Source organism: Mesorhizobium sp. YR577 (assembly GCF_900116595.1).
Classification (GTDB): domain Bacteria; phylum Pseudomonadota; class Alphaproteobacteria; order Rhizobiales; family Rhizobiaceae; genus Mesorhizobium_M.
Genome location: NZ_FPBI01000005.1, coordinates 236,755 through 259,779, shown reverse-complemented (window position 1 = coordinate 259,779; position 23,025 = coordinate 236,755). Strand labels below are relative to the sequence as shown.

18 protein-coding genes and 2 tRNA genes are annotated in these 23,025 nt (G+C 60.2%); 8 read left to right on the top strand and 12 right to left on the bottom strand.

The window, feature by feature from the left end:
- Nucleotides 1-28 precede the first annotated feature (28 nt).
- Together BM413_RS09675 and BM413_RS09670 are read left to right on the top strand one after the other, a co-directional pair.
- Nucleotides 29-703, top strand: a complete 675-nt coding sequence (locus BM413_RS09675; protein ID WP_091912724.1) for an alpha/beta hydrolase — start codon at nucleotides 29-31, stop codon at nucleotides 701-703.
- 18 nt (nucleotides 704-721) lie between these two features.
- Nucleotides 722-1,378: an FMN-binding negative transcriptional regulator gene (locus tag BM413_RS09670; RefSeq protein ID WP_091912722.1), complete on the top strand. Its 657-nt coding sequence runs from the start codon at nucleotides 722-724 to the stop codon at nucleotides 1,376-1,378.
- A 1-nt stretch (nucleotide 1,379) separates the two neighbouring features.
- Here the strand turns inward: BM413_RS09670 and BM413_RS09665 are convergent, their stop codons facing one another.
- The gene (locus BM413_RS09665) at nucleotides 1,380-2,519 is read right to left on the bottom strand and encodes an anhydro-N-acetylmuramic acid kinase (protein WP_091912720.1); all 1,140 of its coding nucleotides are present in this window, start codon (nucleotides 2,517-2,519) and stop codon (nucleotides 1,380-1,382) included.
- Nucleotides 2,520-2,624: 105 nt separating this feature from the next.
- Here BM413_RS09665 and tyrS point away from each other — a divergent pair, with 105 nt between their 5' ends.
- Nucleotides 2,625-3,878: a tyrosine--tRNA ligase gene (gene tyrS, locus BM413_RS09660; protein WP_091912718.1), complete on the top strand. Its 1,254-nt coding sequence runs from the start codon at nucleotides 2,625-2,627 to the stop codon at nucleotides 3,876-3,878.
- A 16-nt stretch (nucleotides 3,879-3,894) separates the two neighbouring features.
- Here tyrS and BM413_RS09655 read toward each other — a convergent pair whose 3' ends face one another.
- Nucleotides 3,895-7,128: a DUF3971 domain-containing protein gene (locus BM413_RS09655; protein ID WP_244537820.1), complete on the bottom strand. Its 3,234-nt coding sequence runs from the start codon at nucleotides 7,126-7,128 to the stop codon at nucleotides 3,895-3,897.
- A 251-nt stretch (nucleotides 7,129-7,379) separates the two neighbouring features.
- Here BM413_RS09655 and BM413_RS09650 point away from each other — a divergent pair, with 251 nt between their 5' ends.
- Together BM413_RS09650 and BM413_RS09645 are read left to right on the top strand one after the other, a co-directional pair.
- Nucleotides 7,380-7,847, top strand: a complete 468-nt coding sequence (locus tag BM413_RS09650; RefSeq protein ID WP_091912885.1) for a peroxiredoxin — start codon at nucleotides 7,380-7,382, stop codon at nucleotides 7,845-7,847.
- Nucleotides 7,848-8,171: 324 nt separating this feature from the next.
- On the top strand, nucleotides 8,172-9,449 hold the full coding sequence (locus tag BM413_RS09645) for a peptidoglycan DD-metalloendopeptidase family protein (RefSeq protein WP_091912715.1): 1,278 nt from the start codon (nucleotides 8,172-8,174) through the stop codon (nucleotides 9,447-9,449).
- Between the two features lie 18 nt (nucleotides 9,450-9,467).
- Here the strand turns inward: BM413_RS09645 and BM413_RS09640 are convergent, their stop codons facing one another.
- The 3 genes from BM413_RS09640 to BM413_RS09630 form a co-directional block, all read right to left on the bottom strand.
- On the bottom strand, nucleotides 9,468-10,157 hold the full coding sequence (locus BM413_RS09640; protein ID WP_244537819.1) for an invasion associated locus B family protein: 690 nt from the start codon (nucleotides 10,155-10,157) through the stop codon (nucleotides 9,468-9,470).
- 127 nt (nucleotides 10,158-10,284) lie between these two features.
- On the bottom strand, nucleotides 10,285-11,139 hold the full coding sequence (locus BM413_RS09635; protein ID WP_091912713.1) for a D-amino-acid transaminase: 855 nt from the start codon (nucleotides 11,137-11,139) through the stop codon (nucleotides 10,285-10,287).
- 333 nt (nucleotides 11,140-11,472) lie between these two features.
- Nucleotides 11,473-11,549, bottom strand: a tRNA-Asp gene (locus tag BM413_RS09630).
- A 213-nt stretch (nucleotides 11,550-11,762) separates the two neighbouring features.
- On the opposite strand from BM413_RS09630, the gene BM413_RS09625 reads away from it, so the two are divergent.
- Nucleotides 11,763-11,838, top strand: a tRNA-Val gene (locus tag BM413_RS09625).
- A 342-nt stretch (nucleotides 11,839-12,180) separates the two neighbouring features.
- Here BM413_RS09625 and BM413_RS33075 read toward each other — a convergent pair.
- From BM413_RS33075 to BM413_RS09600, 6 genes are all read right to left on the bottom strand, one after another.
- On the bottom strand, nucleotides 12,181-12,351 hold the full coding sequence (locus BM413_RS33075; RefSeq protein WP_175544291.1) for a hypothetical protein: 171 nt from the start codon (nucleotides 12,349-12,351) through the stop codon (nucleotides 12,181-12,183).
- Between the two features lie 238 nt (nucleotides 12,352-12,589).
- A complete protein-coding gene (locus BM413_RS09620; protein WP_091912711.1) occupies nucleotides 12,590-12,862 on the bottom strand; it encodes an HU family DNA-binding protein in 273 nt (90 codons plus the stop codon).
- A gap of 189 nt (nucleotides 12,863-13,051) precedes the next feature.
- Nucleotides 13,052-15,466 (bottom strand): endopeptidase La, encoded by a 2,415-nt coding sequence (gene lon / locus BM413_RS09615; RefSeq protein WP_091912882.1) that lies wholly within the window; start codon nucleotides 15,464-15,466, stop codon nucleotides 13,052-13,054.
- 279 nt (nucleotides 15,467-15,745) lie between these two features.
- Nucleotides 15,746-17,020, bottom strand: coding sequence for an ATP-dependent Clp protease ATP-binding subunit ClpX (gene clpX, locus BM413_RS09610; RefSeq protein WP_091912880.1), 1,275 nt, complete (start codon nucleotides 17,018-17,020; stop codon nucleotides 15,746-15,748).
- A 295-nt stretch (nucleotides 17,021-17,315) separates the two neighbouring features.
- Nucleotides 17,316-17,957 (bottom strand): ATP-dependent Clp endopeptidase proteolytic subunit ClpP, encoded by a 642-nt coding sequence (gene clpP, locus BM413_RS09605; RefSeq protein WP_091912709.1) that lies wholly within the window; start codon nucleotides 17,955-17,957, stop codon nucleotides 17,316-17,318.
- A gap of 145 nt (nucleotides 17,958-18,102) precedes the next feature.
- Nucleotides 18,103-20,691 carry a cell cycle histidine kinase CckA gene (locus tag BM413_RS09600; RefSeq protein WP_091912707.1) on the bottom strand — a complete coding sequence of 863 codons (2,589 nt, stop codon included), beginning with the start codon at nucleotides 20,689-20,691 and terminating at the stop codon, nucleotides 18,103-18,105.
- A gap of 225 nt (nucleotides 20,692-20,916) precedes the next feature.
- On the opposite strand from BM413_RS09600, the gene BM413_RS09595 reads away from it, so the two are divergent.
- Complete coding sequence (locus BM413_RS09595) at nucleotides 20,917-21,705, top strand: flagellar biosynthetic protein FliO (RefSeq protein WP_091912878.1); 789 nt, start codon at nucleotides 20,917-20,919, stop codon at nucleotides 21,703-21,705.
- An 82-nt stretch (nucleotides 21,706-21,787) separates the two neighbouring features.
- Here the strand turns inward: BM413_RS09595 and dksA are convergent, their stop codons facing one another.
- Nucleotides 21,788-22,204, bottom strand: coding sequence for an RNA polymerase-binding protein DksA (dksA, locus tag BM413_RS09590; protein ID WP_091912705.1), 417 nt, complete (start codon nucleotides 22,202-22,204; stop codon nucleotides 21,788-21,790).
- Nucleotides 22,205-22,507: 303 nt separating this feature from the next.
- On the opposite strand from dksA, the gene BM413_RS09585 reads away from it, so the two are divergent.
- On the top strand, nucleotides 22,508-23,014 hold the full coding sequence (locus BM413_RS09585; protein ID WP_091912703.1) for a SixA phosphatase family protein: 507 nt from the start codon (nucleotides 22,508-22,510) through the stop codon (nucleotides 23,012-23,014).
- Nucleotides 23,015-23,025: the final 11 nt, after the last annotated feature.

Here is a 23,025-nt window from a genome sequence, read left to right as displayed (position 1 = left end):
TTTTTGCACGAGTTAAGTGGAGTCATTCATGCCTGAGGTCATTTTCGCCGGTCCGGCCGGTCGTCTGGAAGGACGCTACCAGCCGTCGAAGGAAAAGAACGCGCCGATCGCCATCATCCTGCATCCGCACCCACAGTTCGGCGGCACGATGAACAACAAGATCGTCTACGACCTCTTCTACATGTTCCAGAAGCGGAATTTCACCACGCTTCGGTTCAATTTCCGCGGCATCGGCCGCAGCCAGGGCGAGTTCGACCACGGCACCGGCGAGTTGTCGGACGCCGCAGCAGCGCTCGACTGGATCCAGGCCCTGCACCCGGATTCGAAGACCTGCTGGGTTGCCGGCTACTCCTTCGGCGCTTGGATCGGCATGCAGCTTCTGATGCGCCGTCCTGAGATCGAAGGCTTCATCTCGATCGCGCCGCAGCCCAACACCTATGATTTCTCCTTCCTGGCCCCTTGCCCGTCATCCGGCCTTATCATTCATGGTGATGCCGACAAGGTCGCCCCGCCGAAGGACGTTCAGGGCCTGGTCGACAAATTGCATACGCAGAAGGGCATCACGATCACGCAGAAGACGCTGCCGGGCGCGAACCATTTCTTCGCCAACGATGCCGAACTGCTGCTCGAGGAATGCTCGGACTATCTCGACCGGCGCCTCGCCGGCGAACTTTCCGATCCACGGCCCAAGCGGCTGAGATAAAACACAGGACGAACGCCGATGTACCAGCCTCCTCATTTCATCGAAACGCGGCTGGACGTCCTGCACTCATTGATTCGCGCGCATCCGCTCGGCCTGCTCGTTTCGAACGGGCAGGAAGGGCCAATCGCCAACCCGTTGCCGTTCCTGCTCGATGGTGATGTGGCGCCGCATGGCAGATTGCGGGCGCACCTTGCCAAGGCAAACCCGCAATGGCGCATGCTGGCCGATAATCCCGACACGCCGGTGCTTGTCGTGTTCCAGGGGGCGGACACCTATGTCACGCCGTCCTGGTACGAAACGAAGCGCGAGACGGGAAAGGTCGTACCGACCTGGAACTATGCCATCGTTCAGGTTCGTGGCCGCGTGCGCGTGATGGACGACAAGGACTGGCTCGCCGGGCAGATCGCGGAGTTGACCGCCAGCCACGAAGCCGCCCGCTCGCAGCCGTGGAAGGTGACCGACGCGCCCGAAGCCTTCATCCAGTCGCAGATCAAAGGCATTGTCGGCCTCGAGATCGAGATCACCAGCATCGAAGGCAAATGGAAGGTCAGCCAGAACCGCCCGGTCGCAGATCGCGCCGGCGTGGCAGAAGGGCTGGAAACGGATGCAGGATCGCCCGGCACCGCCGAGATGGCGCATCTGGTGCGCCAATATGGCGGCCTGAACGGCGAATAGATCAGGCTTGCACCGTGGAAGGCTGAGCCAGCACGCCGCCGCTCACCGCCTCCCGGCAGCCTGTAGTCGTCGGGAAGGTCAGTGGCAGCCCATTCAGAGAACGCACCGCCAGGAAAGCCCAGGCTTCTGCCTCGGTCGCATCACCATCCAGCCCGGCGTCTTCCGCAACGATCACCTCGGCACCTGCCTGTTCAGCCCCAGCGCGCAGGTCGCCAACGATATGCGGGTTCTTGCGACCACCGCCGCAGACGATCCAGAGTTTCGGCTTTTCAGGCATATGCTCGGCTGATTTCAAAATGGCTTCGGCTGACACGGCTGCAAGCGTGCGCGCGCCGTCGGACAACTCCAGATCGTTCGCGAATTCCAGCGTGAAATCGTTGCGGTCGAGCGATTTTGGCCCCGCCTTCTCAAAGAACGGCACCTCCAGATAACGCTCGACCACCGAAACAACGACACCGCCCTCGCTGGCAATCGCGCCGCCGGAATCGAACGGCACGCCGCCCTCGCGGGAAACCCATTGGTCGATCAGCGTATTGCCGGGCCCGGTATCGAAAGCGACTGGATCACCCTTCTCAGGCACATAGGTGATATTGGAAATGCCGCCGACATTGACGAAGACGACCGGATATCGCCCGGAAAAAGGTTCCGGCAGCGTCCGCGCCAGGGCGGCATGATAGGCGGGCACCAGCGGCGCGCCCTGCCCGCCATGCGCCATGTCGTTGGCGCGCATGTCGTAGACGACGGGCATGCCAAGCTCACGCGCCAGAAGCGCACCGTCACCCAGTTGCACGGTGACGCCGACTTGCGGCCTGTGCAGCACCGTCTGGCCATGAAAGCCGATCACGTCCGGCCTGCCCCACGCGCCAGCCTGCGACGCCAGAAAAGTCTCGACGGCGCGCGCGTGCCGCAGCGTGATTTCACGCTCCAACTCCGCCAGATCGCCGGGCCGGTCGTCGCGCTTCACGATTGCCTTCGCCGTTTCCAGCGAAGTTTCGATGCGCCGCCGGAACGCAGCTTCATAAGGAACGAAAAGCGACGGCCCTGTCTCGATTTTGTCGACGCCGTCGGTCCGTAGCATGGCGATGTCGATGCCATCCATCGACGTACCGCTCATCAGGCCGATCACGCATGTTGTCGTCATTTTGGTCGCCGTTCTTGTGATTCCCTGCCGCCAGATGCTAAACGCGCCCGACCACACTTGCCACGGCAGCCTCGTATGCGCCGTGGAATTCTCGGGAAAAGAAAAATGTCCGCCTTCAAATCCGATTTCCTGCGCATCCTTTCCGAGCGCGGCTTCATCCACCAGACATCAGATGATGCCGGCCTCGACAAGCTTTTCGCCACGGAAACGGTTTCGGCCTATATCGGCTTCGATCCCACGGCATCGAGCCTTCATGCCGGCGGCCTGATCCAGATCATGATGCTGTACTGGATGCAGCAGACCGGGCATCGGCCGGTAGCACTTATGGGCGGCGGCACGGGCATGGTCGGCGACCCGTCCTTCAAGGACGAGGCGCGCAAGCTGATGACGCCTGAAACCATCCAGTCCAATATCGACGGCATCAAGAAGGTCTTTTCGAGCTACCTGATCTTTGGCGACGGCCCGCGCGACGCACTGATGGTCAACAATGCCGAGTGGCTCCTCCCGTTGAACTATCTCGAATTTCTGCGCGATGTCGGCCAGCATTTCTCGGTCAATCGCATGCTGTCGTTCGACTCGGTAAAGCAACGGCTAGACCGCGAGCAATCACTGTCGTTCCTCGAATTCAACTACATGATCCTGCAGGCCTACGATTTCGTCGAGCTCAGCAAGCGCTACGGCGTCAAGCTGCAGATGGGCGGCTCGGACCAGTGGGGCAACATCGTCAACGGTATCGATCTCGGCCACCGGCTGCGCACGCCCCAACTCTACGCGCTCACCTCGCCGCTGCTGACGACGTCATCGGGCGCCAAGATGGGCAAGTCGATGAATGGCGCGGTCTGGCTGAATGCCGACATGCTGAGCCCCTACGAGTTCTGGCAGTACTGGCGCAACACCGAGGACGCCGATGTCGGCCGTTTCCTGAAGCTCTACACGACGCTGCCATTGGATGAGATCGCGCGTCTCGAAAAGCTTGGCGGCGCCGAGATCAACGACGCCAAGAAGGTGCTGGCCACCGAGGTGACCTCCATGCTGCATGGCCGCGACGCCGCCCAGCAAGCGGAAGAAACCGCACGCAAGACCTTCGAGGAAGGCGCCTTCGCCGACGCGCTTCCGACTGTCGAGATCGGCAAGGCTGATCTTGAGGCGGGTATCGGCATTCTTGCATTGTTCGTGACAGCCGGCCTTGCCGGCTCCAACGGCGAAGCCCGCCGTCACGTTCAGGGCGGTGCGGTGCGCGTGAATGATGCTGCTGTTTCCGATGAGCGGCGCATCATCTCTGGCGCTGATCTCACCTCCGAGGGCGTCGTGAAGCTTTCGCTCGGCAAGAAGAAGCACATCCTGGTGCGGCCGGTCTGACCCGGCCGCACCGACTTCACTGAAACTCGAAGATCGACCGGAAGATTCCCGGCGCGATGACCGAGAGCGGATTGATCTGCATGTTGGGCGATTTAGCTTTCCCGGAAAGCCGGTAGGTCACACCGATCAGGCCGCGGTCGCGCCCATTGCCCAGGATCGCGCCAAACAGCGGAATCTCGCCGAATATCCGGTTCAAGCCGTAAGCGGGCATGAACGTCCCGGTCATCGCCATGTTGCCGCGCTCGTCATAGAGCGTGCCCTGGAACGTCGTGCCGATCAGCGGCCCGCGAAGCACGCCGTTGCCGATCTTCAGATATCCCTGGCCTTTCTCGATCTGGGCAAAGCCGCGCTCGAACTGCACCCGTGACGTGTCGATATTGCTTTTCACCGCCTGGTTCAGGCTGCGCTCGTCGCCGGGCGGCGTGGTCGAGACGATCGATGCCAGCCTCGGCTCGTTGACGATCCAGAAGTTACTGGTGTCGACCTGCCCACGCATGGGGCCGTCGCCGGCAGCCGACAGCGCCAGCTTGATGGCCCCACCTTGCATATTGTCGTAGATGTTCATGAAACGCAGGATCGCCCCGGCGTCCGCCGATTGCATCTGCAGGCTGCGTTGGCCGCTATCCGACGAATTGCGCACCGAAACCGCGCTTCCTGAGCCAGTCACCGCCGACACGGTCAGGCCGTTCACCTTCGACCCGGCGCCGCTATAGTTGACCGCGACGTTGGAGAGTTGCTCGCCGCCAAACCCGGTAATCGCCTTGACGTCGAGATTTACCGAAACCCCTGCTCCGCCCGCTTTCCCTGTCGGACTCGAGCCGACGTCCGAGGTGAATTGCTTGATCAATGACCGGGCATCCATCTGGCTGCCGCTGACGTCGACCGAATAGCTTTTGCCCGAACGCTTGATCGAAACCGCGACATTGTCGTCGCGATTGAGTTTCACCGTCGTAAGGCGAGCAGAGGAGAAACTGCCGCCGGCAAGCGCGATCGAACCGCCGATCGCGAACGATTTTCCCTCGAGCCTGAAGTCGGAGAGCGTCGAATTGCCGTCGGATTTCTGCAGCGTGAAACTGAGGTCGGCGGCGATCCCCGGACCTTTCGACCACCCCACCCAGGGAATGTCGAGTTTTGTGTTTGTCAGATCCGCTGTGACACTCTGCTTGCCCGCCGTCGTTGCATCGAGATTGACCTTGATCGTACCCGACACCAGGGTCGAAAGCTCCGGCATGACGCTTTCGCGGGTCGCATCGTCAAGCACCAACTGAACCTTGCGCTGACGCTCCGGCCCTCCCGCCCGCAGCGGTTCGATAAGGGAAATATCGGCGGGAATCCCGTTCAGCTTTGCCTTGGCGGTTATCACGGCATTGTCGGGCTCGACAACAATCGTCCCGTCCGCATCGCTGATGCGCTGGCCATCCAGCGGCCTGGCGAGCGACAGATCCTCATAGTCGAGCGCGACATGCCAGAAGAGCTTGCTCGCATCGATGCCCTTGGAAAGCGGAATGTCCGCCTTCACGTTGCCACTCACCTTGCCGCTGAACTCGTCCGGCTTCATGCCCACGAAGCGCATGGCGTTGATCGGGTCGTAGGAAGCGAGCTCGGTGATTGCGGCGGCTTCGCCAGCGACATTGATGTCGAGCGCCCCGATAAGCGGCGGTCGATTGGCTTTCTCGATCCTGAGTTTGCCGTCGCTGGCGCTGACGCTCCGACCGCTAGGGAGAAAAACCGTTCCCGACGACAGCGAGATATCGACATCATTGCCCTGGAAATCCACCACGCCCATGGCATCGCGAACGGGCGGTATCAGGCCCGTGGTGTCAAATCGTGTGTCCTCGATCTCAAACCTGCCCGAGACCTCGTCGGCTGTAAGCGGAATACCGTTTCCGAGGCGATCCGGCACAACCTTGAACTGAAGCCTGCCATCAAGGACGCGCCCGCCGAAGACATGATCCAGAACCCAGCTTCTCGCGCCCTTCGCGGCAAACCATGGCCATATCTGCTTGACGTGGGATACCTGCATGTCGTGGACGTTCAACGCCAGCGAAATCCCCGGTGCCTTGCCGCCGCTGGGGATTTCCAGCGAGGCCGTTCCGAGAACCTCTCCAGACCCGCTTTTGACCGCGATCTGATCGGCGGTTATCAGGTTTTTCTCGGCGTCAAAGGTGCCGTTGATGCTCGCGATCACATCAAGCGCGGGCTCGGGCGAATCCCCGGGCGCAAGCGTTGCCGAGCTGCTGACAAGTTCATACCGGTAGGCCGGCTTGTCGCTGGCAAGGCCGGTCGCCGGCCGCGGCCCTATGGCGCCGTTGAATTCGAGATTGGTTCGTCCGGTTGCGACGCGAAGCCGATCGATTTCAATCTTGTTCGACCCCGTCAACAACGTGGCTTGAACATCGACCGCGCCGTTGAAAGCTCCGTCCTTGCCCAGGTCAAGCACCGCGCGATCGAGCGAGAGCGATGCCGTCAACTGGCTGGGATTGGTTGCAATTCCCTGCTGTCCGGCGATCGTCAGGCTGAAGTCACCGACATCACTACCGTTCTCTTGCGCCAAGGCTGCCGTCTTCACCTGAGCGTTGAGGTCGGTGATACGGTGCGAAACCGTATCGCGTGTCGCCGTTCCGGTCAGCGCCAACGCGCGACCGTCGATCTCGACATCAGCCGTGAAGGTGAGTTCGCCTGGCCCGCCTTCGCTCAATGAGGCTTCAGCTACGCGCACGATACGCACGCGGCCGTCTTCCGGAAGGACGAATTCCACATTTTCCAGCTGTATCTGACGCGTCGAGCCGACCTCCAATGCATCAAGCGCCCGACTGACCTGACCGAATATCACCTCGGCGACCTTGTCGGGATTAATCAGGCCGTCATCGTTCTTGAGGATTTTGGTCCAGTCACCCCTGTCGGCCATCGGCATTGCTGCCGTTGTAATCCGCGCGTCGGAAATCCTGGCGCTCCCAAGCCGGATATTGCCCGAAAGCAGCGGCAGGAAACGCACCCCGAATCGCACCAGACCGGCATCGATGATCGGCGCTCCGTCTGCCGCCTTTACGCTGACATCCCGAACTTCCAGCGCGACAAGACGGGAGCCGTCCACGGACACGCCGGCGGGACCCATCGAAGCAGTGACGTCCACGCCGGCAAAGGTCTCGATCGCCTTCTCCGCTTCGGCACGCAACCTCTCGCTGCCCATTCCGGAATAGCCGATTACGAAAATGATCGCTGCAAGCACCCCGAACACGGTTGCCAGCACAGCTCCGGCCGCTAGGGCGAACCTTCCGCAACGCCTGGCAATGTCCTGGCGCGGCTTTCCGAAGTCCTGGCCCTCCGCCGATGGAAAGGCGCTAAGGTCCGTGATTTCGTGGCGCCGAAACCGTATCTTCTCGTGTTTTGGTACCTTGTGATCCACACGGTATCCCGTGACAGCGTTTCAGTCGTGGACGAATCCCAGAACGACAATATATCTCTGTGGGTTCGCGCGTAACCTCAAACAAGGGCACCGATATGACTGAACTCTCGCCAGGAGACAATGCACCGGACTTCGAACTGCCACGAGATGGCGGCGGGAAACTCAGCCTTACAAGCCTTCGTGGTCAGAAAGTGGTGCTCTACTTCTACCCCAAGGACGACACGTCCGGTTGTACGGCAGAGTCGATCGACTTTTCAGGGCTGAAGCCCGATTTCGAGAAGGCAGGTGCAATCGTGCTCGGCATGTCGCCCGACAGCGTCAAGAGCCACGACAAGTTCAAGACCAAGCATAAACTTGCCGTCGAACTCGTCGCAGACGAAGAACGCAAAGCCCTCGAAGCATACGGCGTATGGACCGAGAAAAGCATGTATGGGCGCAAATATATGGGCGTGGAGCGCTCCACATTCCTGATCGGCGCCGATGGGCGGATCGCCAGGATTTGGCGCAAGGTGAAAGTACCCGGCCATGCCGCCGAGGTTCTGGAAGCTGCACGCGCACTGTAGAGTGGAACAATTTCAACCTTCCGACGTTTGATTTTCGAACGATCAACCACGCGGAGGAAGACATGTTACGCGGCGTATTGCTGTGGATGCTTGGCATCCCAATTCCGATCATCATCCTGCTCTGGCTGTTCCTGCGATAGCCCCAGAAGCGGATGGAAAAGCGAAATTGAAACCCGCCACATGGCGGGTTTTTTTGTTTGCGCATTCCTCCCGAACAGCGAATTCCTTTCTGATTGCGCAGTTAAATCAGCGCGCGAAAAGCTTTGTTAACCCTAACAATGTGTAATCAACCTGTCGTTGGTCTCCGGCGTGGAAGTTGGTTCCGTGAAACAATCCGATCAGGCAGTGGTATTCGGCAAGCGCAAGGAACCGCACACGATCATCATCGCGCGCGGCAGCGAAATCAGGCATTTCACGGTGCGCCCCTGGATGGCGGCCTTTGTCGGTTCGGCATTCGCGGCACTGGCGGTCGGCTATCTTCTCGCGACTTCCTATCTGGTGTTGCGCGACGATCTTATTGGCGCCGCCACCGCACGGCAGGCGCGTATGCAGCAGGCCTATGAGGATCGAATCTCTGCCCTGCGCTCCCAAGTGGACCGCATAACCAGCCGGCAATTGCTCGACCAGCAGCTTATGGAAACGAAGGTTTCCGAGCTGATCGAGCGTCAAAGCCAGTTGACCAAACGTCACGGCAGGCTTGGCCCGTTGCTGGATCGTGCGGAAGCGGTGGTGAAAGGCGCAACGCCTGCAGACGGCTCCGCACCGGTAAAACCCGAAACGCGCGCCGAACTGGCCGCTCCGGCTGCCGATACGCAACTGGCCTACGCCGCAGTCGGCAGCACAAAGAACCCGTTCGCATTATGGTCGACCCGCAACTCGGCTGCCCAGGCAGACTCGTCTGCCGATCATGCCGACAAGGTGTTCGTCACGCTCAACCAGTCGCTGCGCACGATAGAAAGCGAGCAGCTCGCCCGCATAGATTCCCTGGCCGAAAATGCCTACCAGACCGCCGACGTTATCTCCGACGCGCTCGAGTCAGCCGGTCTTCCCGTTGACGCAGATTTTGGCAAGACCGACGTCGGCGGTCCGCTGATTGCCGTCGACAACCCCAGTATGTTCGACACCAAGGTGAAGGAACTGGACGAGGCGCTGGACAAGCTCGACAAGGTGAAGAAGGAAGCGCAGCGGCTGCCTTTGGCCAATCCCGCGCCTGGCCGGTCGATTTCCAGCACTTTCGGCGTGCGCAGGGACCCGTTGCTTGGCACCCCTGCCCTTCATTCCGGCATGGATTTTCGCGCACCCATGGGATCAGATGCGCGCGCGACCGCCGCAGGAACCGTCGTTAAGGCCGGCTGGAACGGCGGTTACGGCCGCATGGTCGAGGTTGATCACGGCAGCGGCTTCTCGACCCGCTACGCTCATCTGAGCAGGATCGACGTCAAGGAAGGCCAGAAGATCGCCACGGGCGACACGATCGGCGAAGTCGGCACGAGCGGCCGCTCCACCGGCCCCCACCTGCATTACGAGGTCCGTCGCAACGGCGAAGCCGTCGATCCGCTGCGCTTTCTGAAGCTAGGCAAGAAGGTCGGCCAGTATCTCTAGGCGAGAAAACGGCGCTAGCTACTTTACCAGCGCCGCTGTCCGATCCAGGGCAGCGCCAAAGCCTTTCAGCGAAATCGAGAAATTCACCGGCTGGCCGTTCTCGCTTGCCACCGCTGCGAGTTTGAGTGCCGTTCCGCCCCGTAGCGCGGTGACCATCGCAGCATCAAAGCTGACCGGCACAAGGCACCCGGCCGGGATGCATGTGCGAAAACGCAGAGGCTTTCCGGCGGGCTTCTCATCTACCTGAACCGTAACGCCCGAATCCAGCGCGAGGCCAAACGGAAGCGCCAGGATGCCTTCTGACTTGCCGGTATCAATCTTGTTAATCTCGATTGCCAGTATGCGTTGCCCGTTCTGCTGAGCCTGCTGCTGCGACATCGAGCAGAATTTCCCTTCGCCCCGCTGCATGCAGGCTACCTGCCAGTCCTCATAGGTTTCCTGCAACGAGGAGGCACCGCCAGGGAGGTTTGAGGGGACCGCTGGAGCGGTCGCGTTCTGCGCCAGCAGAACCTCACCCTGGCCGGCAGGGATGCCCTCAGCAACCTGCGCTGGCTGGCCGGGCGATATGGTCCCGCCTGTGGCTGCCTGAGCCGCCATGGCGGCCGCACTTGCCGCGAAGATCGATGCTGCGATGATTTTCAAACGTCCACCCATACCCGAAACTCTCCCCTTGAGAATCAGGGCTCGGCAAAAGTGCCGCGGCACCATGCCGTGGACACGAATCCCTGCCCGCCCCCTCTGCCCCTACATTCAATGTCGCGCGAAAACCATGGTCAACCATGACATCGCGGACGAATCAAAGCTCAATGGCGCTACGCGCTAGCCAACGCACGGCTCAAACGGCTGCCTTGAGGCTTTCCTCGATGTAGGCCTGGCGAAGCCTGACCGCTACAGCGCCGGGATTGCCGTCGCTCAATGCGGTTCCGTCGATCTCCACCACCGGGCAGACAAAGCCCGTCGCCGAAGTCGTGAAGGCTTCGCGCGCTGCCAGTGCTTCCGCGATCGAGAATGGCCGCTCTTCCACTTTCATCTGCAGTTCGCGCGCGCATTTCAGGACAGCCGCGCGCGTGATGCCGGCAAGAATGTCGCTGGACAGGTCCCGCGTCACGATCGTGCCGTCCTGCGTGACGATATAGGCGTTGTTCGAGGTGCCTTCGGTCACAAGCCCATCCTGGACGAGCCAGGCATCGTCTGCACCCTTCTCCTGCGCGATCATCTTCGCCATTGACGGGTAGAGAAGCTGCACTGTCTTGATATCGCGCCGGCCCCATCTGAGGTCCTCGACGGAAACCACGCGGGCGCCGCGCTTCGCCATGGGGCTATCCACGATGGATTTGGCCTGCGTGAACAGGACCAATGTCTGGGGAACATCCTTCGGGAAGACAAAATCGCGATCGGCAGCGCCGCGCGTGACCTGAAGATAGACAAGCCCTTCAACGACCGCATTCTTCGCCACGAGCTCGCGATGAATGTTGAGGAGTTCCTCATCCGGGCAAGGCATCGCCATTCCCAGTTCAGCCAGCGATCGGCGGAGGCGGCGCAAGTGCCCGTCGAAATCAATTAGCTTGCCCTCCAGCACGGAGGTGACCTCGTAGACGCCATCGGCAAACAGAAAGCCTCGGTCGAACACCGAGATCTTGGCGTCGCTTTCCCCGACGTATTCGCCGTTTACGTAGACTATCCGTTCCATTCGACGGTCCATTCCTGTTTCGAACTAAGGTGTGCTGAGATTCAGGTCAGGGCGCATCGAAAATGGTGATTTCGAGAACCGGAGCGCAGCGTACGTTTGGGTACGTGAACACCGGAAGCGCAGAAAATCGCCATTTGCAGCCAGCCATCACCTGAATCTCAACACACCTGGCCGGAAGCTAGAACAATGGGCACCACGAGGAAATTGGTTCCGTCGGTTCAACACAATAATCCACATACCAATTCCGTGCCCGGCTATTGCCGCAGGCACAAATACAAGTATCCGAATTTGTGGAAGGAAACATTTCTGAACGACTAGAAGTCGTTCGAGAAATGGCGCGAGTGACGGGGCTCGAACCCGCGACCTCCGGCGTGACAGGCCGGCACTCTAACCAACTGAGCTACACCCGCGCAAGACGCAGACACTTGTTCGTGCCGCGTCGTTGGGCGTGGAATTAAGGGGTTCGGTGGTGAGTGTCAAGCGCTCCAGTGCAGCATTTCGCCACTCGGCTAAAGGTTTTTTCACAAGCAGCGCAACAACCAAGAAACCGGACGATAATACCAAAAAACCCGCGAATTCTCCTTGCGGTTCAGAGACGAACCGCTTAAACGTCCGCTCGCGTCGGGCGATTAGCTCAGTTGGTAGAGCGCTTCGTTTACACCGAAGATGTCGGCAGTTCGAGCCTGTCATCGCCCACCATTCCTCCGATCATTGCATACCGGCCAAGCGAAGCAGCATAGCGCAGGCCGCCATCGTCGCGGCTGTCGTGCGCTGCTCGCAAGCGAACTCTGCTGACGCCAAATCTCCAGCCAAAGAAAACGCCGACCGAAATCCTCACCTCGGCGAAGTCATCGACAAGCGGCCAGTCCTCTTCGCGCGCAGCGCAAAGTCTTGCTTATACAAGACGGCGGGTCATCGTGAAGCGCATAGCCCTTTGATTTTGGTCCACTCGGAATACCGAGCATCGATCATTTTAAGGGCAATGACGGAAACCGAGACCGCTGAAGACAAGCTCGATATATGCCAGCTGCTGACCTTCAACTAGCCAGCGCGTTTCTCCGGCGCTGGCTGGACTCCCAGCGCCAGGAAGTTCCGGACCGCTTCCAGAGAATTCAAATTCTCGCGCACAATGATTTTGGCAAGCGTCGGCACGTGCACGTCTTCAGCCACCGTAGCCGCATAGGCTACGGCCAGTTTCCTGGCGTTGTTCATTTAGATTCTAAGTCCCCTAGATATCGCCCATCATCGACACGTGGAACTGCCGACCTCCCGCCGATCGACTTCTACGCGTCCTCTAACCCCGGCACGATTGTATTATTTTCCAACAAACCCGCGCAAGTAGTAAAACCTATAAAATGTAGAACTCAGCCAAAAGCGGAAGGTTTACTTTGCAAAAGAAAAAGCCGGGCGTGGGGCCCGGCTTTTCCATATTCGACACTTGGTTGAAAGCTTAGTTTACAGCGTCCTTGAGACCCTTGCCGGCCGAGAACTTCGGCACGGTGCGCGCAGGAATCTTGACCTCGGCGCCGGTCTGCGGATTGCGGCCGGTGGATGCCGCGCGTTTTGACACGGTGAAATTTCCGAAGCCGACCAGACGAACGTCGCCACCCTTCTTCAGCTCGCCGGTGATCACGGAGAAGACCGCTTCAACAGCGGACTGCGCATCGCCCTTGGCAATGTTAGCGGCCTCAGCGACAGCAGACACCAATTCGTTCTTGTTCATTAAAATTTCCTTCCATGAGAAAACCGGGACTAACGACTCAACCGGCAGGAAACGGACTTTAGAAAGAACCGTTCCCTCAACCAAGCCAGAAAGTCCAAGAATCCTTGGTTTTCCGGGGTTTTTCAACGAAAAAAGCCGGGCGCGAGGCCCGGCTTTCACTTCATCTGGCTAAATGCGTGCCATCAGCGCTCAATGAGCGAGAGTCTTGCCCGCATCGTCGGTTGCGTCGGCCTTGGCTGCCGGAGCGTCAACCGGCTCCGTCCACTCGATCGGCTCGGGCATCCGCACCAACGCATGGCGCAGAACTTCGCCGACGCGGCTGACCGGGATGATCTCCATTCCGCTCTTCACATTGTCCGGAATCTCCGCCAGATCCTTGGCGTTTTCTTCCGGAATCAGCACCTTCTTGATGCCGCCGCGAAGAGCCGCGAGCAGCTTTTCCTTCAGGCCGCCGATGGGCAGCACCCTGCCCCTGAGCGTGATCTCGCCGGTCATCGCCACATCGGCCTTCACCGGAATACCGGTCAGGACCGAGACGATGGCGGTCGCCATGCCCACACCGGCCGACGGGCCGTCCTTGGGGGTCGCGCCTTCCGGAACGTGGACGTGGATGTCACGCTTGTCGAACAGCGGCGGCTCGATGCCGAAATCGATGGCTCGCGAGCGGACATAGGATGCCGCCGCCGAGATCGATTCCTTCATCACGTCGCGCAGATTGCCCGTGACCGTCATCTTGCCCTTGCCGGGCATCATGACGCCTTCGATCGTCAGCAATTCGCCGCCGACCTCAGTCCAGGCAAGACCCGTAACCACGCCGACCTGATCGTCCGCCTCGACCTGACCGAACCGGAAGCGCGGCACGCCGAGGTAATCAGACAGGTTCTCGGCAGTGACCTTCACCGACTTCTTCTTGGTCTTGATGATCTCGGTGACCGCCTTGCGCCCGAGCTTCATCAGCTCGCGCTCGAGACTGCGCACACCGGCCTCACGGCTGTAGGTCTGGATGATCGCCCGGATCGCGTCTTCCGTGACCGAGAACTCCTTAGGCTGAAGCGCATGGTCGCGAACCACCTTCGGCATCAGGTGCCGCTTGGCGATTTCGACCTTCTCGTCCTCGGTGTAGCCGGCGATACGGATGATCTCCATGCGGTCCATCAAGGGCGCAGGAATGTTCAGCGTATTCGCCGTCGTCACGAACATCACACTCGAGAGATCGTATTCGACCTCCAGATAGTGGTCCATGAAGGACGAGTTCTGCTCCGGATCGAGCACCTCCAGCAAGGCTGACGACGGATCGCCGCGGAAATCCTGGCCCATCTTGTCGATTTCATCGAGCAGGAAGAGCGGATTGGACTTCTTCGCCTTCTTCATCGACTGGATGACCTTGCCGGGCATCGAGCCGATATAGGTGCGGCGGTGACCGCGGATTTCAGCCTCGTCACGAACGCCACCAAGCGCCATGCGCACGAATTCGCGTCCAGTCGCCTTGGCGATCGACTTGCCCAGAGAGGTCTTGCCGACGCCGGGAGGGCCAACGAGGCACAGGATCGGCCCCTTCAGCTTCTTCTGGCGGCTCTGGACAGCAAGATACTCGACGATGCGGTCCTTGACCTTGTCGAGACCGAAGTGATCCGTATCGAGCACGTCCTGCGCGAAGCCCAGATCCTGCTTGACCTTGGAGTTCTTGCCCCACGGAATCGACAGGATCCAGTCGAGATAGTTCCGCACGACCGTGGATTCGGCCGACATCGGCGACATCGACTTGAGCTTCTTCAACTCGGCATCCGCCTTTTCGCGGGCCTCCTTGGAGAGCTTGGTCTTCTTGATGCGCGCTTCGAGTTCGGCAACCTCGTCGCGACCGTCTTCGCCTTCGCCGAGTTCCTTCTGGATCGCCTTCATCTGCTCATTGAGGTAGTACTCGCGCTGCGTCTTCTCCATCTGGCGCTTGACGCGCGAGCGGATGCGCTTTTCCACCTGAAGCACGGAAATTTCGGCTTCCATGAAGCCCATGGCCTTTTCAAGCCGCTCGCGCACGGAGAGCGTGCCGAGCATTTCCTGCTTCTCGGGGATCTTGATCGCGAGATGCGAAGCCACCGTATCGGCGAGCTTGGAATAGTCGTCGATCTGGCTGGCCGCACCGACCACCTCAGGCGAAATCTTCTTGTTGAGCTTGACGTAGTTCTCGAAGTCGGAAACCACCGAGCGGGCGAGCGCCTCGACCTCGATCTCTTCCTCTTCGGGCTCAACGAGTGCTACCGCCTTCGCCTCATGGAAGTCGGCACGATCGGTAAAGGCGGTGATCTGAGCGCGCGATGTACCTTCGACCAGCACTTTCACCGTGCCGTCCGGCAGCTTCAGAAGCTGAAGAACGTTGGCGAGCGTGCCGACCTCATAGATCGCATCGGCTTCGGGATCGTCGTCGGCTGCATTCATCTGGGTCGCAAGCAGAATCTGCTTCTCCGCGCCCATCACCTCTTCCAGCGCCTTGATCGATTTTTCACGCCCGACGAAGAGCGGAACGATCATGTGCGGAAACACCACGATGTCGCGCAGCGGGAGGACTGCGTAAACAGCGTTGCCGGAAGACCGGGATATCTTGGCCATTGTCCAACCTTTCATTTCGCGATCGCCATTGGCCAATCGCGAATCTCATATTAACGGCCACAGACCGTTCCGCCTATCCACCGTTTGGTACAGGGATTTTAGCACGGAATACAGCCCACAACCTCTCACCGTTAGTTGGATGCGCGGCTAACAAAGATCAAGGGTAAAGAATGAGACTGTGTACCTTCACGACGCACTATCCAACGTTTGCCCTATCCCCCAAACGCGAAACGGCGCCTCGCGGCGCCGTTTGCTGGATATTTTGCAGCGAAAGCGCGCTTAGGCGCTGACGTTGCCCTTCTTTTCCTTCTGCTCCGAATAGATGTAGAGCGGCCGGGCGCTGCCGGTCACCACTTCCTCGGAGATCACAACTTCCTGAACGCCTTCCAGCGCCGGAAGCTCGAACATCGTATCGAGCAAGATCGCTTCCATGATCGAACGCAGGCCGCGTGCGCCGGTCTTGCGCTCGATGGCACGCTTGGCGATCGCAGAAAGCGCGTTCTCGTGGAACGTCAACTCGACATTCTCCATCTCGAACAGGCGCTGATACTGCTTGACCAGCGCGTTCTTCGGCTCGGTCAGGATCTGGATCAGCGCAGGCTCGTCGAGGTCTTCAAGGGTCGCCAGAACCGGCAGACGACCGACGAATTCCGGGATCAGGCCGAATTTCAGGAGGTCTTCCGGCTCGACGAGGCGGAACACTTCGCCGCTGCGGCGATCCTCCGGCGAAGCCACGATCGCGCCGAAGCCGATCGAGGTCTTTCTGCCACGATCCGAGATGATCTTGTCGAGGCCGGCAAAGGCGCCGCCGCAGATGAACAGGATGTTTGCGGTATCAACCTGCAGGAACTCCTGCTGCGGGTGCTTCCTGCCGCCCTGCGGCGGCACGGAGGCAACGGTGCCTTCCATGATCTTCAGAAGCGCCTGCTGCACACCCTCGCCCGAAACGTCACGGGTGATCGACGGATTGTCCGACTTGCGCGAAATCTTGTCGATCTCGTCGATATAGACGATGCCGCGCTGGGCCCGCTCGACATTGTAGTCGGCCGACTGGAGCAGCTTCAGGATGATGTTCTCGACGTCCTCACCGACATAGCCTGCCTCGGTCAGCGTCGTCGCATCAGCCATGGTGAAGGGCACGTCGATGATGCGGGCAAGCGTCTGCGCGAGCAGCGTCTTGCCGCACCCGGTCGGGCCGATTAGAAGGATGTTCGACTTCGCCAGTTCGACATCGTTGTTCTTCGATGCGTGGGCGAGCCGCTTGTAGTGATTGTGGACGGCCACCGACAGCACGCGCTTGGCGTAGGGCTGCCCGATGACGTAGTCGTCCAGAACCTTCAGGATTTCCTGCGGCGTCGGCACGCCTTCGCGCGACTTCACCATCGAGGTTTTGTTTTCCTCGCGGATGATGTCCATGCAAAGTTCGACGCATTCGTCGCAGATGAAAACCGTGGGGCCGGCGATCAGCTTGCGCACTTCATGCTGGCTCTTGCCGCAGAACGAGCAATAGAGCGTATTCTTGGAATCGCCGCCGCCGTTGCTGACCTTGCTCATCTTGTCCAAGTCCTTTCAGTACTGCCCGGCCGATAGACTGGCTGAACCTCTTACGCCGTTGGTCGCGGGAATCCACCGCTGCTGGCATTCCAGCATTTCCAACGTATTCCATACGAAACACAAGTCAGAAAACGTGGCAATCGATTCGCGGCGCCCCCACTGAAAGTTAAGCCGCCGAAATTCAACATAGGCTTAACGTAGGTCGTTGCTCTCGCCGAGGAAACAGCTAATTGTGACCGAAATGCCGCAAGCCGAGTCAAAAGTATGTCATTCCCACAGTCTTGGCGGCAAAGCGTCACTTCGTCGCCGCTGACTCCGGTGCTTCCACAACTTCGCGCGAACTGATCACCTTGTCGATAAGGCCGAAATCCTTGGCCTCGTCGGCGGTCATGAAATGATCGCGATCGAGCGTCTTTTCGATCTCTTCGTAGGTTTTGCCGGTGTGCTTGACGTAGACCTCGTTGAGGCGGCGCTTCAGCTTGATGATATCCTGGGCATGGCGCTCGATATCCGAAGCCTGGCCCTGGAAGCCGCCTGACGGCTGGTGAACCATGATGCGGGCGTTGGGCGTGGCAAAGCGCATGTCCTTGTGGCCGGCGCACAGCAGCAGCGAGCCCATCGAAGCGGCCTGGCCGATGCAAAGCGTCGAAACGGCAGGCTTGATGAACTGCATCGTGTCGTAGATCGCCATGCCGCTGGTGACCACCCCGCCCGGCGAGTTGATGTAGAGATTGATCTCTTTCTTCGGGTTTTCCGCTTCCAGGAAGAGCAGCTGCGCGCAGACCAGCGTCGCCATGCCGTCTTCGACCGGACCGGTGATGAAGATGATGCGCTCCTTGAGAAGCCGCGAGAAGATGTCATAGGCGCGCTCGCCGCGATTGGTCTGTTCGACCACCATCGGAACGAGGTTCATTGCGGTTTCGACGGGGTTTCTCATTAAATGTCCCTTTGTCAGGATTTGGATTCCGGCACCGGACGGGCAGAATCTGCTATTGAATGTCTCTTGTTAAATAGGATGCCGCCTCACCTTTGCGCAAGTGCGGGTTCGAATAGCTTGAAGTGCTGTCTGCAGGCATTCCGCGCTATTTTTCGAGAACTTCCTTCACGACGGTCGCCAACTGCTTCAACGAGAAGGGTTTTGGCAGGAAACCGAACTGCGCATCGGCCGGCAGATTTCGGGCAAACGCGTCCTCGGCATACCCCGAAACGAAGATGAACTTGATGTCCGGCCGCAGCTTGCGCAACTCGCCGAGCAGCGTCGGACCGTCCATTTCGGGCATGACGACGTCCGAGACGACGATGTCGATCTTGCCGCCAAGCTCGTGATAGACCTCCAGCGCCTCGACGCCGGATGAGGCTTCGTGCACCGTGTAGCCGCGCGAAGTCAGCGCCCGCATGCCGCCCATGCGCACCGCGTCCTCGTCCTCGACCAGGAGCACGGTGGCGGAGCCGGACAGATCGCGAGCAGCGTCCGACACCTTCGCGGCAGGTGCGCTGGCGGCTTCGGTCGGCTGGCCGCCCGCGTCGGTCGCGGGTTTCACCTCGGCGATGTGGCGCGGCAGGAAGATGCGGAACACCGAACCCTTGCCGACCTCTGAATCGCAATAGATGAAGCCGCCGGTCTGCTTGATGATGCCGTAGACCATCGAGAGGCCAAGGCCGGTCCCCTTGCCTACTTCCTTCGTTGTGAAGAACGGCTCGAACACCTTCTTCAGCACGTCCGGCGCGATGCCGCTGCCGGTATCCTCGACCTCGACGACGACATAATCCGCCGGAACCAGTTCGCGATAGCTGTAGGCCTTGCACGCTTCCGCCGTGACGTTCTTCGTCCGCACAGTGAGATCGCCACCGTCCGGCATGGCGTCACGCGCATTGACGGCTAGGTTGACGACAACCTGCTCGAACTGACCGAGATCGACCTTCACCGGCCAGAGATCGCGGCCGTGATCGACCTTGAGCTTGACCGAATTGCCGACAAGACGTGCAAGCAGCATGCGCAGGTCGGCGAGCACGTCGGTCAGGTTCAGCACTTCGGGCCGAAGCGTCTGCTTGCGCGAGAACGCCAGCAGCTGCCGCACAAGCGATGCGGCGCGGTTGGCGTTCTGCTTGATGTTCATGATGTCGGGGAAGGACGGATCGGACGGCCGGTGATTGGTCAGCAGCAGGTCCGACGCCATGATGATGGCTGTCAGCACGTTGTTGAAGTCATGCGCGATGCCGCCGGCAAGCTGGCCGACAGCCTGCATCTTCTGGCTCTGCGCCATCTGGCCCTCGAGCGCCTTCTGCTCGGTGGTTTCGACGGCATAGACGATGGCCGCTTCCTCGGCACCCTCTCCGCCGGTGCCGTCGGCAACCGCATTGACGTAGAAGCGCATATGGCGCTCCTCATTGTCCGGCAGAACGGTTTCTATGGGCGATATGTCCACCTGGTGCTGCCGCGCCTTTTCAAGCGCTGCGGCCAGAGCGGGACGGTCGCGTTCGTGGATTACGGTGTCGAGCCTGACATGGCGGTCCACGGCATCCCGGTCGACCACGCTTGAGAACAGCGACAGGAACGGCGCGTTGGTACGCAGGATGCGGCCTTCCTGGTCGACACCGGCAATCGCCATCGGCGTGGAGTTGAAGAACCTCGTGAACCGCACCTCCGAGGCGCGCAGGTCGGCCGAAGAATCCTCGCCCTGCATGCGGTTCAGCACGATGGTGCGCGTCGGGCCGTTCAGGCCGTCACGGCTGGCCGAAACGCGGTGCATGAAGCGCACCGGCAGCGCCTCGCCCGTTACGGTTGCGAGATCGAGATCGATCACCGCATTGCGGGTCGTGCCCGGGTCGGCCTTCACCGACCGCACGAGCGCCATGCCGTCACCGGCGACGATCTCATGCAGCGTGGTTGCGCCCGGCGTGAAGCTTGCCAGATCGATGCCGAGCCATTCGGCGAGCGTTGCGTTGATGTAGGTGACGCGGCCTTCCTGGTCGGCCGAGAAAAACCCGGCGGGCGCATGATCGAGATGATCGATGGCCTTCTGCAGGTCGAGAAAGAAACGCTCCTGCTCGGCCCGCTCGGTCGAGATATCAGCCAGTTGCCAGGCCAGCAGCGGCTGGCGCTGACCCGGCACCTTGAAAGTGCGCGCCTGCACCCGGTACCAGCGCGCGCCAGGCTCAGCGCCGGGGCGCACGGCCTGAGACAGGCGAAATTCGCCATCGCCTGCCTGCCCGTCCCGCAGCCCGGAAGCCAGGCGGTAGATTGTCGGCGACGCCTCGGGGATATCCGAAAGCAACCCCTCCACCGTCTTCAGGTCGGGAGCATTTGCAGCACCCGTCATGTCGGCATAGGCACGGTTGGCATAGACAACGCGGCCCTTGTTGTCCGTGACGATGAGGCCCTGTGACATGGAATCGACGAAAGCCTTCGACAGCTCGTCGGTCGTGGAGCGTGGTGCGATCTGAACGAAGCCGATGGCCGTGGCGAAGAGATAGCCGACGCCGATCATCGCCAGCACGCCGAGCATGCCCAGAAGGAAGGGATCGCCCAGGCGTTCGCGGAAAATGCCGAAGACGATCGCCGCACCCGTAAGCACGACGATAAAGACGATCAGGCGCGTGATCGCGCCCGGGCGCGTATTCTGGTCGACGATCGGTACGGGATAAAAATCGCCGCGCATTTCCTTGGCCATACGTCCGTCTCTTGCCTGTTTTCCCCAGATTCCCCCTGCGGGCGTGGAACCGGTTGAATCACATTCTTCCCAACGCGCATAGGCCTAGCCTGAAAAAGCGCAGGGAAAAACCGGGCTCGTTGTCAGCCAGGGCATTTCCAACATCCGGAGCGTGAAAGGCAACTTGCGAATATTGCCGTCCACGGTCTAGTGTCGCGCGGGCGAAATGAGCTGGGGACGTCGATGATGGAATGGTTGGATAACATTGCAGGGCCGGGCTATTCGGCAGCCATCCTCTGGACCTTCGCCGCCCTCATTCTGCTCGTCATCGTCCTCATCATCATCAAGCTCGTGCGCAGCATGACGTTCGGCACGTTCGTTGCAGGCGGGCGCAACCGCAAGACGCGGCTGGCCGTGATGGACGCCACCGCCGTCGACAGCCATCGCCGACTGATTCTCGTTCGCCGCGACGATATCGAGCACCTGCTTTTGATCGGCGGCCCCACCGACGTCGTCGTAGAACGAGATATCCGGCTGACCCAGCAGCGGCGGCCTGCGCTCACCGGTGACGGCGGGCAGGAAGCCCCGGCAAGACCGCGCTCTTTGGAGCAGCAGGTTCCGGCACGTCCGGCACCGCAGCCTCGCCCGCCTGAGCCCGCCCATGCGCCTCAGCCAACGCAGATTGCGCGCGCCCAGGCGCTCGCATCCGCTGTTCGACCCGCGCCTGCACCAAGACCCGCACCGGCACCGACGCCGGCGCCGGTTGTTGCCAGAGTGGAGCCGCCACGCGTGCCGCTTTCATCGCCCGCCCCGCGTCACGAACCACCAGTCCAGGCTGCCTCGCGATACCAGGCTCCGGCTGTCGTGCCATCCCAGCCGGCCGTTCAGAGCGATGAGCTCGATGAATCCCTGCTGAAGGAGCTTGAGTTCTCGCTCGACGATGCCCCGAAGCCTGCAAGCCCCAAAGCGCCGGAGGTCTCACTTGATGATGAGATGACCAAGCTGCTTGGCGAACTCTCCAGCCACAAAAGATAGGTCTGCCGATCCAGACAAGAAAAAAGGACAAGAAAAAAGGCGGCCTGAGCCGCCTTTTTCATTTTGTTTGCCGCGAACGCTATCAGTCGTCGCGATAGACCTTTTCACGCCGTTCATGGCGCTCCTGCGCCTCGATCGACAAAGTGGCGATCGGACGCGCATCAAGCCGCTTGAGCGCTATCGGCTCTCCGGTCTCCTCACAGAAACCGTAGGTGCCTTCGTCAATGCGTTGAAGTGCAGAGTCTATTTTGGAAATAAGCTTCCGCTGCCTGTCGCGCGCCCTGAGCTCGATAGCGCGGTCCGTTTCGGACGAAGCGCGATCTGCAAGATCGGGGTGATTGGCGTTTTCCTGTTGAAGAATTTCGAGTGTTTCACGCGCTTCGCGCAAAATGTCATTCTTCCAGGTGACAAGTTTGAGACGGAAGTAGGCTTTCTGCCGCTCGTTCATAAACGGTTCGTCTTCCGTGGGAACGTAAGCGGCATCAACGAGTTCGTTCATTTCGACTCACCCCATTACCCGTTTTTTTGCGCCTATATATTCGCCGCCCGGTAACCGCACAAGCGCAATCGACATCCCCTTCACGCAATTGTCAGTCGCAACGTCCGTCAAGTTTCGCGCCACGGAGGCTTTCCTGAAATCACGCAATTCAGACAATCGGCCTATATCAAAAGCAGTAGATCACTACTGCGACAGACCGAGAAACAACGGCTTTCTCATCATTCGGTTGCGCAATTGATGGCCCGTCGCTAAATCCTCTCAAGCAATCGGCAACATGAAAAAGCCGTTCAAGGGAGGGTTGGCGTGGCGAGCAGGCTGTATCTACTCAGACACGCCAAAGCTGGATGGGCCTTGCCCGGAATGCGAGATTTTGACCGCCCCCTTGATCCGTCCGGCATTACCGATGCCGAAACGACCGGGGTAACGATGCGCGCCCACGACTATGTGCCGGACCTGACGCTGTGCTCCAATGCGGCGCGTGCCCGCCAGACACTGGAAGGCATCGCCGGCAATGCCGATACCGGCAAAGTTCTGTTCTTCGACGATCTCTACCGCGAGGATGCAGCAGGCTACCTGAAGATCATCCGGGAAAACGGCTGCCTTGGCTCGATCCTTGTCATTGGCCACAATCCGATGATGGAAGATCTCGCCATGGCGGTCGCCACCGACGGCGATGAAGACGCCCGCGCCACGTTGCACGCCGGTTTCCCGACTTCCGGCCTTGCCGTGATCCGGTTCGACGAAGGTCTCTGCGAGGCCGCTCCCGGCAAGGGTTTTCTCGAAGCGTTCATAACGCCGGCGGATGCGTAAGTCGTTCCAAA

Coding starts and splice junctions, on each gene's coding strand:
- dksA (WP_091912705.1), bottom strand. CDS start 22,204: ATGAACGAACTCGTTGATGCCGCTTACGTTCCCACGGAAGACGAACCG.
- BM413_RS09670 (WP_091912722.1), top strand. CDS start 722: ATGTACCAGCCTCCTCATTTCATCGAAACGCGGCTGGACGTCCTGCAC.
- BM413_RS09620 (WP_091912711.1), bottom strand. CDS start 12,862: ATGAACAAGAACGAATTGGTGTCTGCTGTCGCTGAGGCCGCTAACATT.
- BM413_RS09650 (WP_091912885.1), top strand. CDS start 7,380: ATGACTGAACTCTCGCCAGGAGACAATGCACCGGACTTCGAACTGCCA.
- lon (WP_091912882.1), bottom strand. CDS start 15,466: ATGGCCAAGATATCCCGGTCTTCCGGCAACGCTGTTTACGCAGTCCTC.
- clpX (WP_091912880.1), bottom strand. CDS start 17,020: ATGAGCAAGGTCAGCAACGGCGGCGGCGATTCCAAGAATACGCTCTAT.
- BM413_RS09665 (WP_091912720.1), bottom strand. CDS start 2,519: ATGACGACAACATGCGTGATCGGCCTGATGAGCGGTACGTCGATGGAT.
- BM413_RS09635 (WP_091912713.1), bottom strand. CDS start 11,139: ATGGAACGGATAGTCTACGTAAACGGCGAATACGTCGGGGAAAGCGAC.
- BM413_RS09595 (WP_091912878.1), top strand. CDS start 20,917: ATGGAATGGTTGGATAACATTGCAGGGCCGGGCTATTCGGCAGCCATC.
- clpP (WP_091912709.1), bottom strand. CDS start 17,957: ATGAGAAACCCCGTCGAAACCGCAATGAACCTCGTTCCGATGGTGGTC.
- BM413_RS33075 (WP_175544291.1), bottom strand. CDS start 12,351: ATGAACAACGCCAGGAAACTGGCCGTAGCCTATGCGGCTACGGTGGCT.
- BM413_RS09600 (WP_091912707.1), bottom strand. CDS start 20,691: ATGGCCAAGGAAATGCGCGGCGATTTTTATCCCGTACCGATCGTCGAC.
- tyrS (WP_091912718.1), top strand. CDS start 2,625: ATGTCCGCCTTCAAATCCGATTTCCTGCGCATCCTTTCCGAGCGCGGC.
- BM413_RS09640 (WP_244537819.1), bottom strand. CDS start 10,157: ATGGTGCCGCGGCACTTTTGCCGAGCCCTGATTCTCAAGGGGAGAGTT.
- BM413_RS09675 (WP_091912724.1), top strand. CDS start 29: ATGCCTGAGGTCATTTTCGCCGGTCCGGCCGGTCGTCTGGAAGGACGC.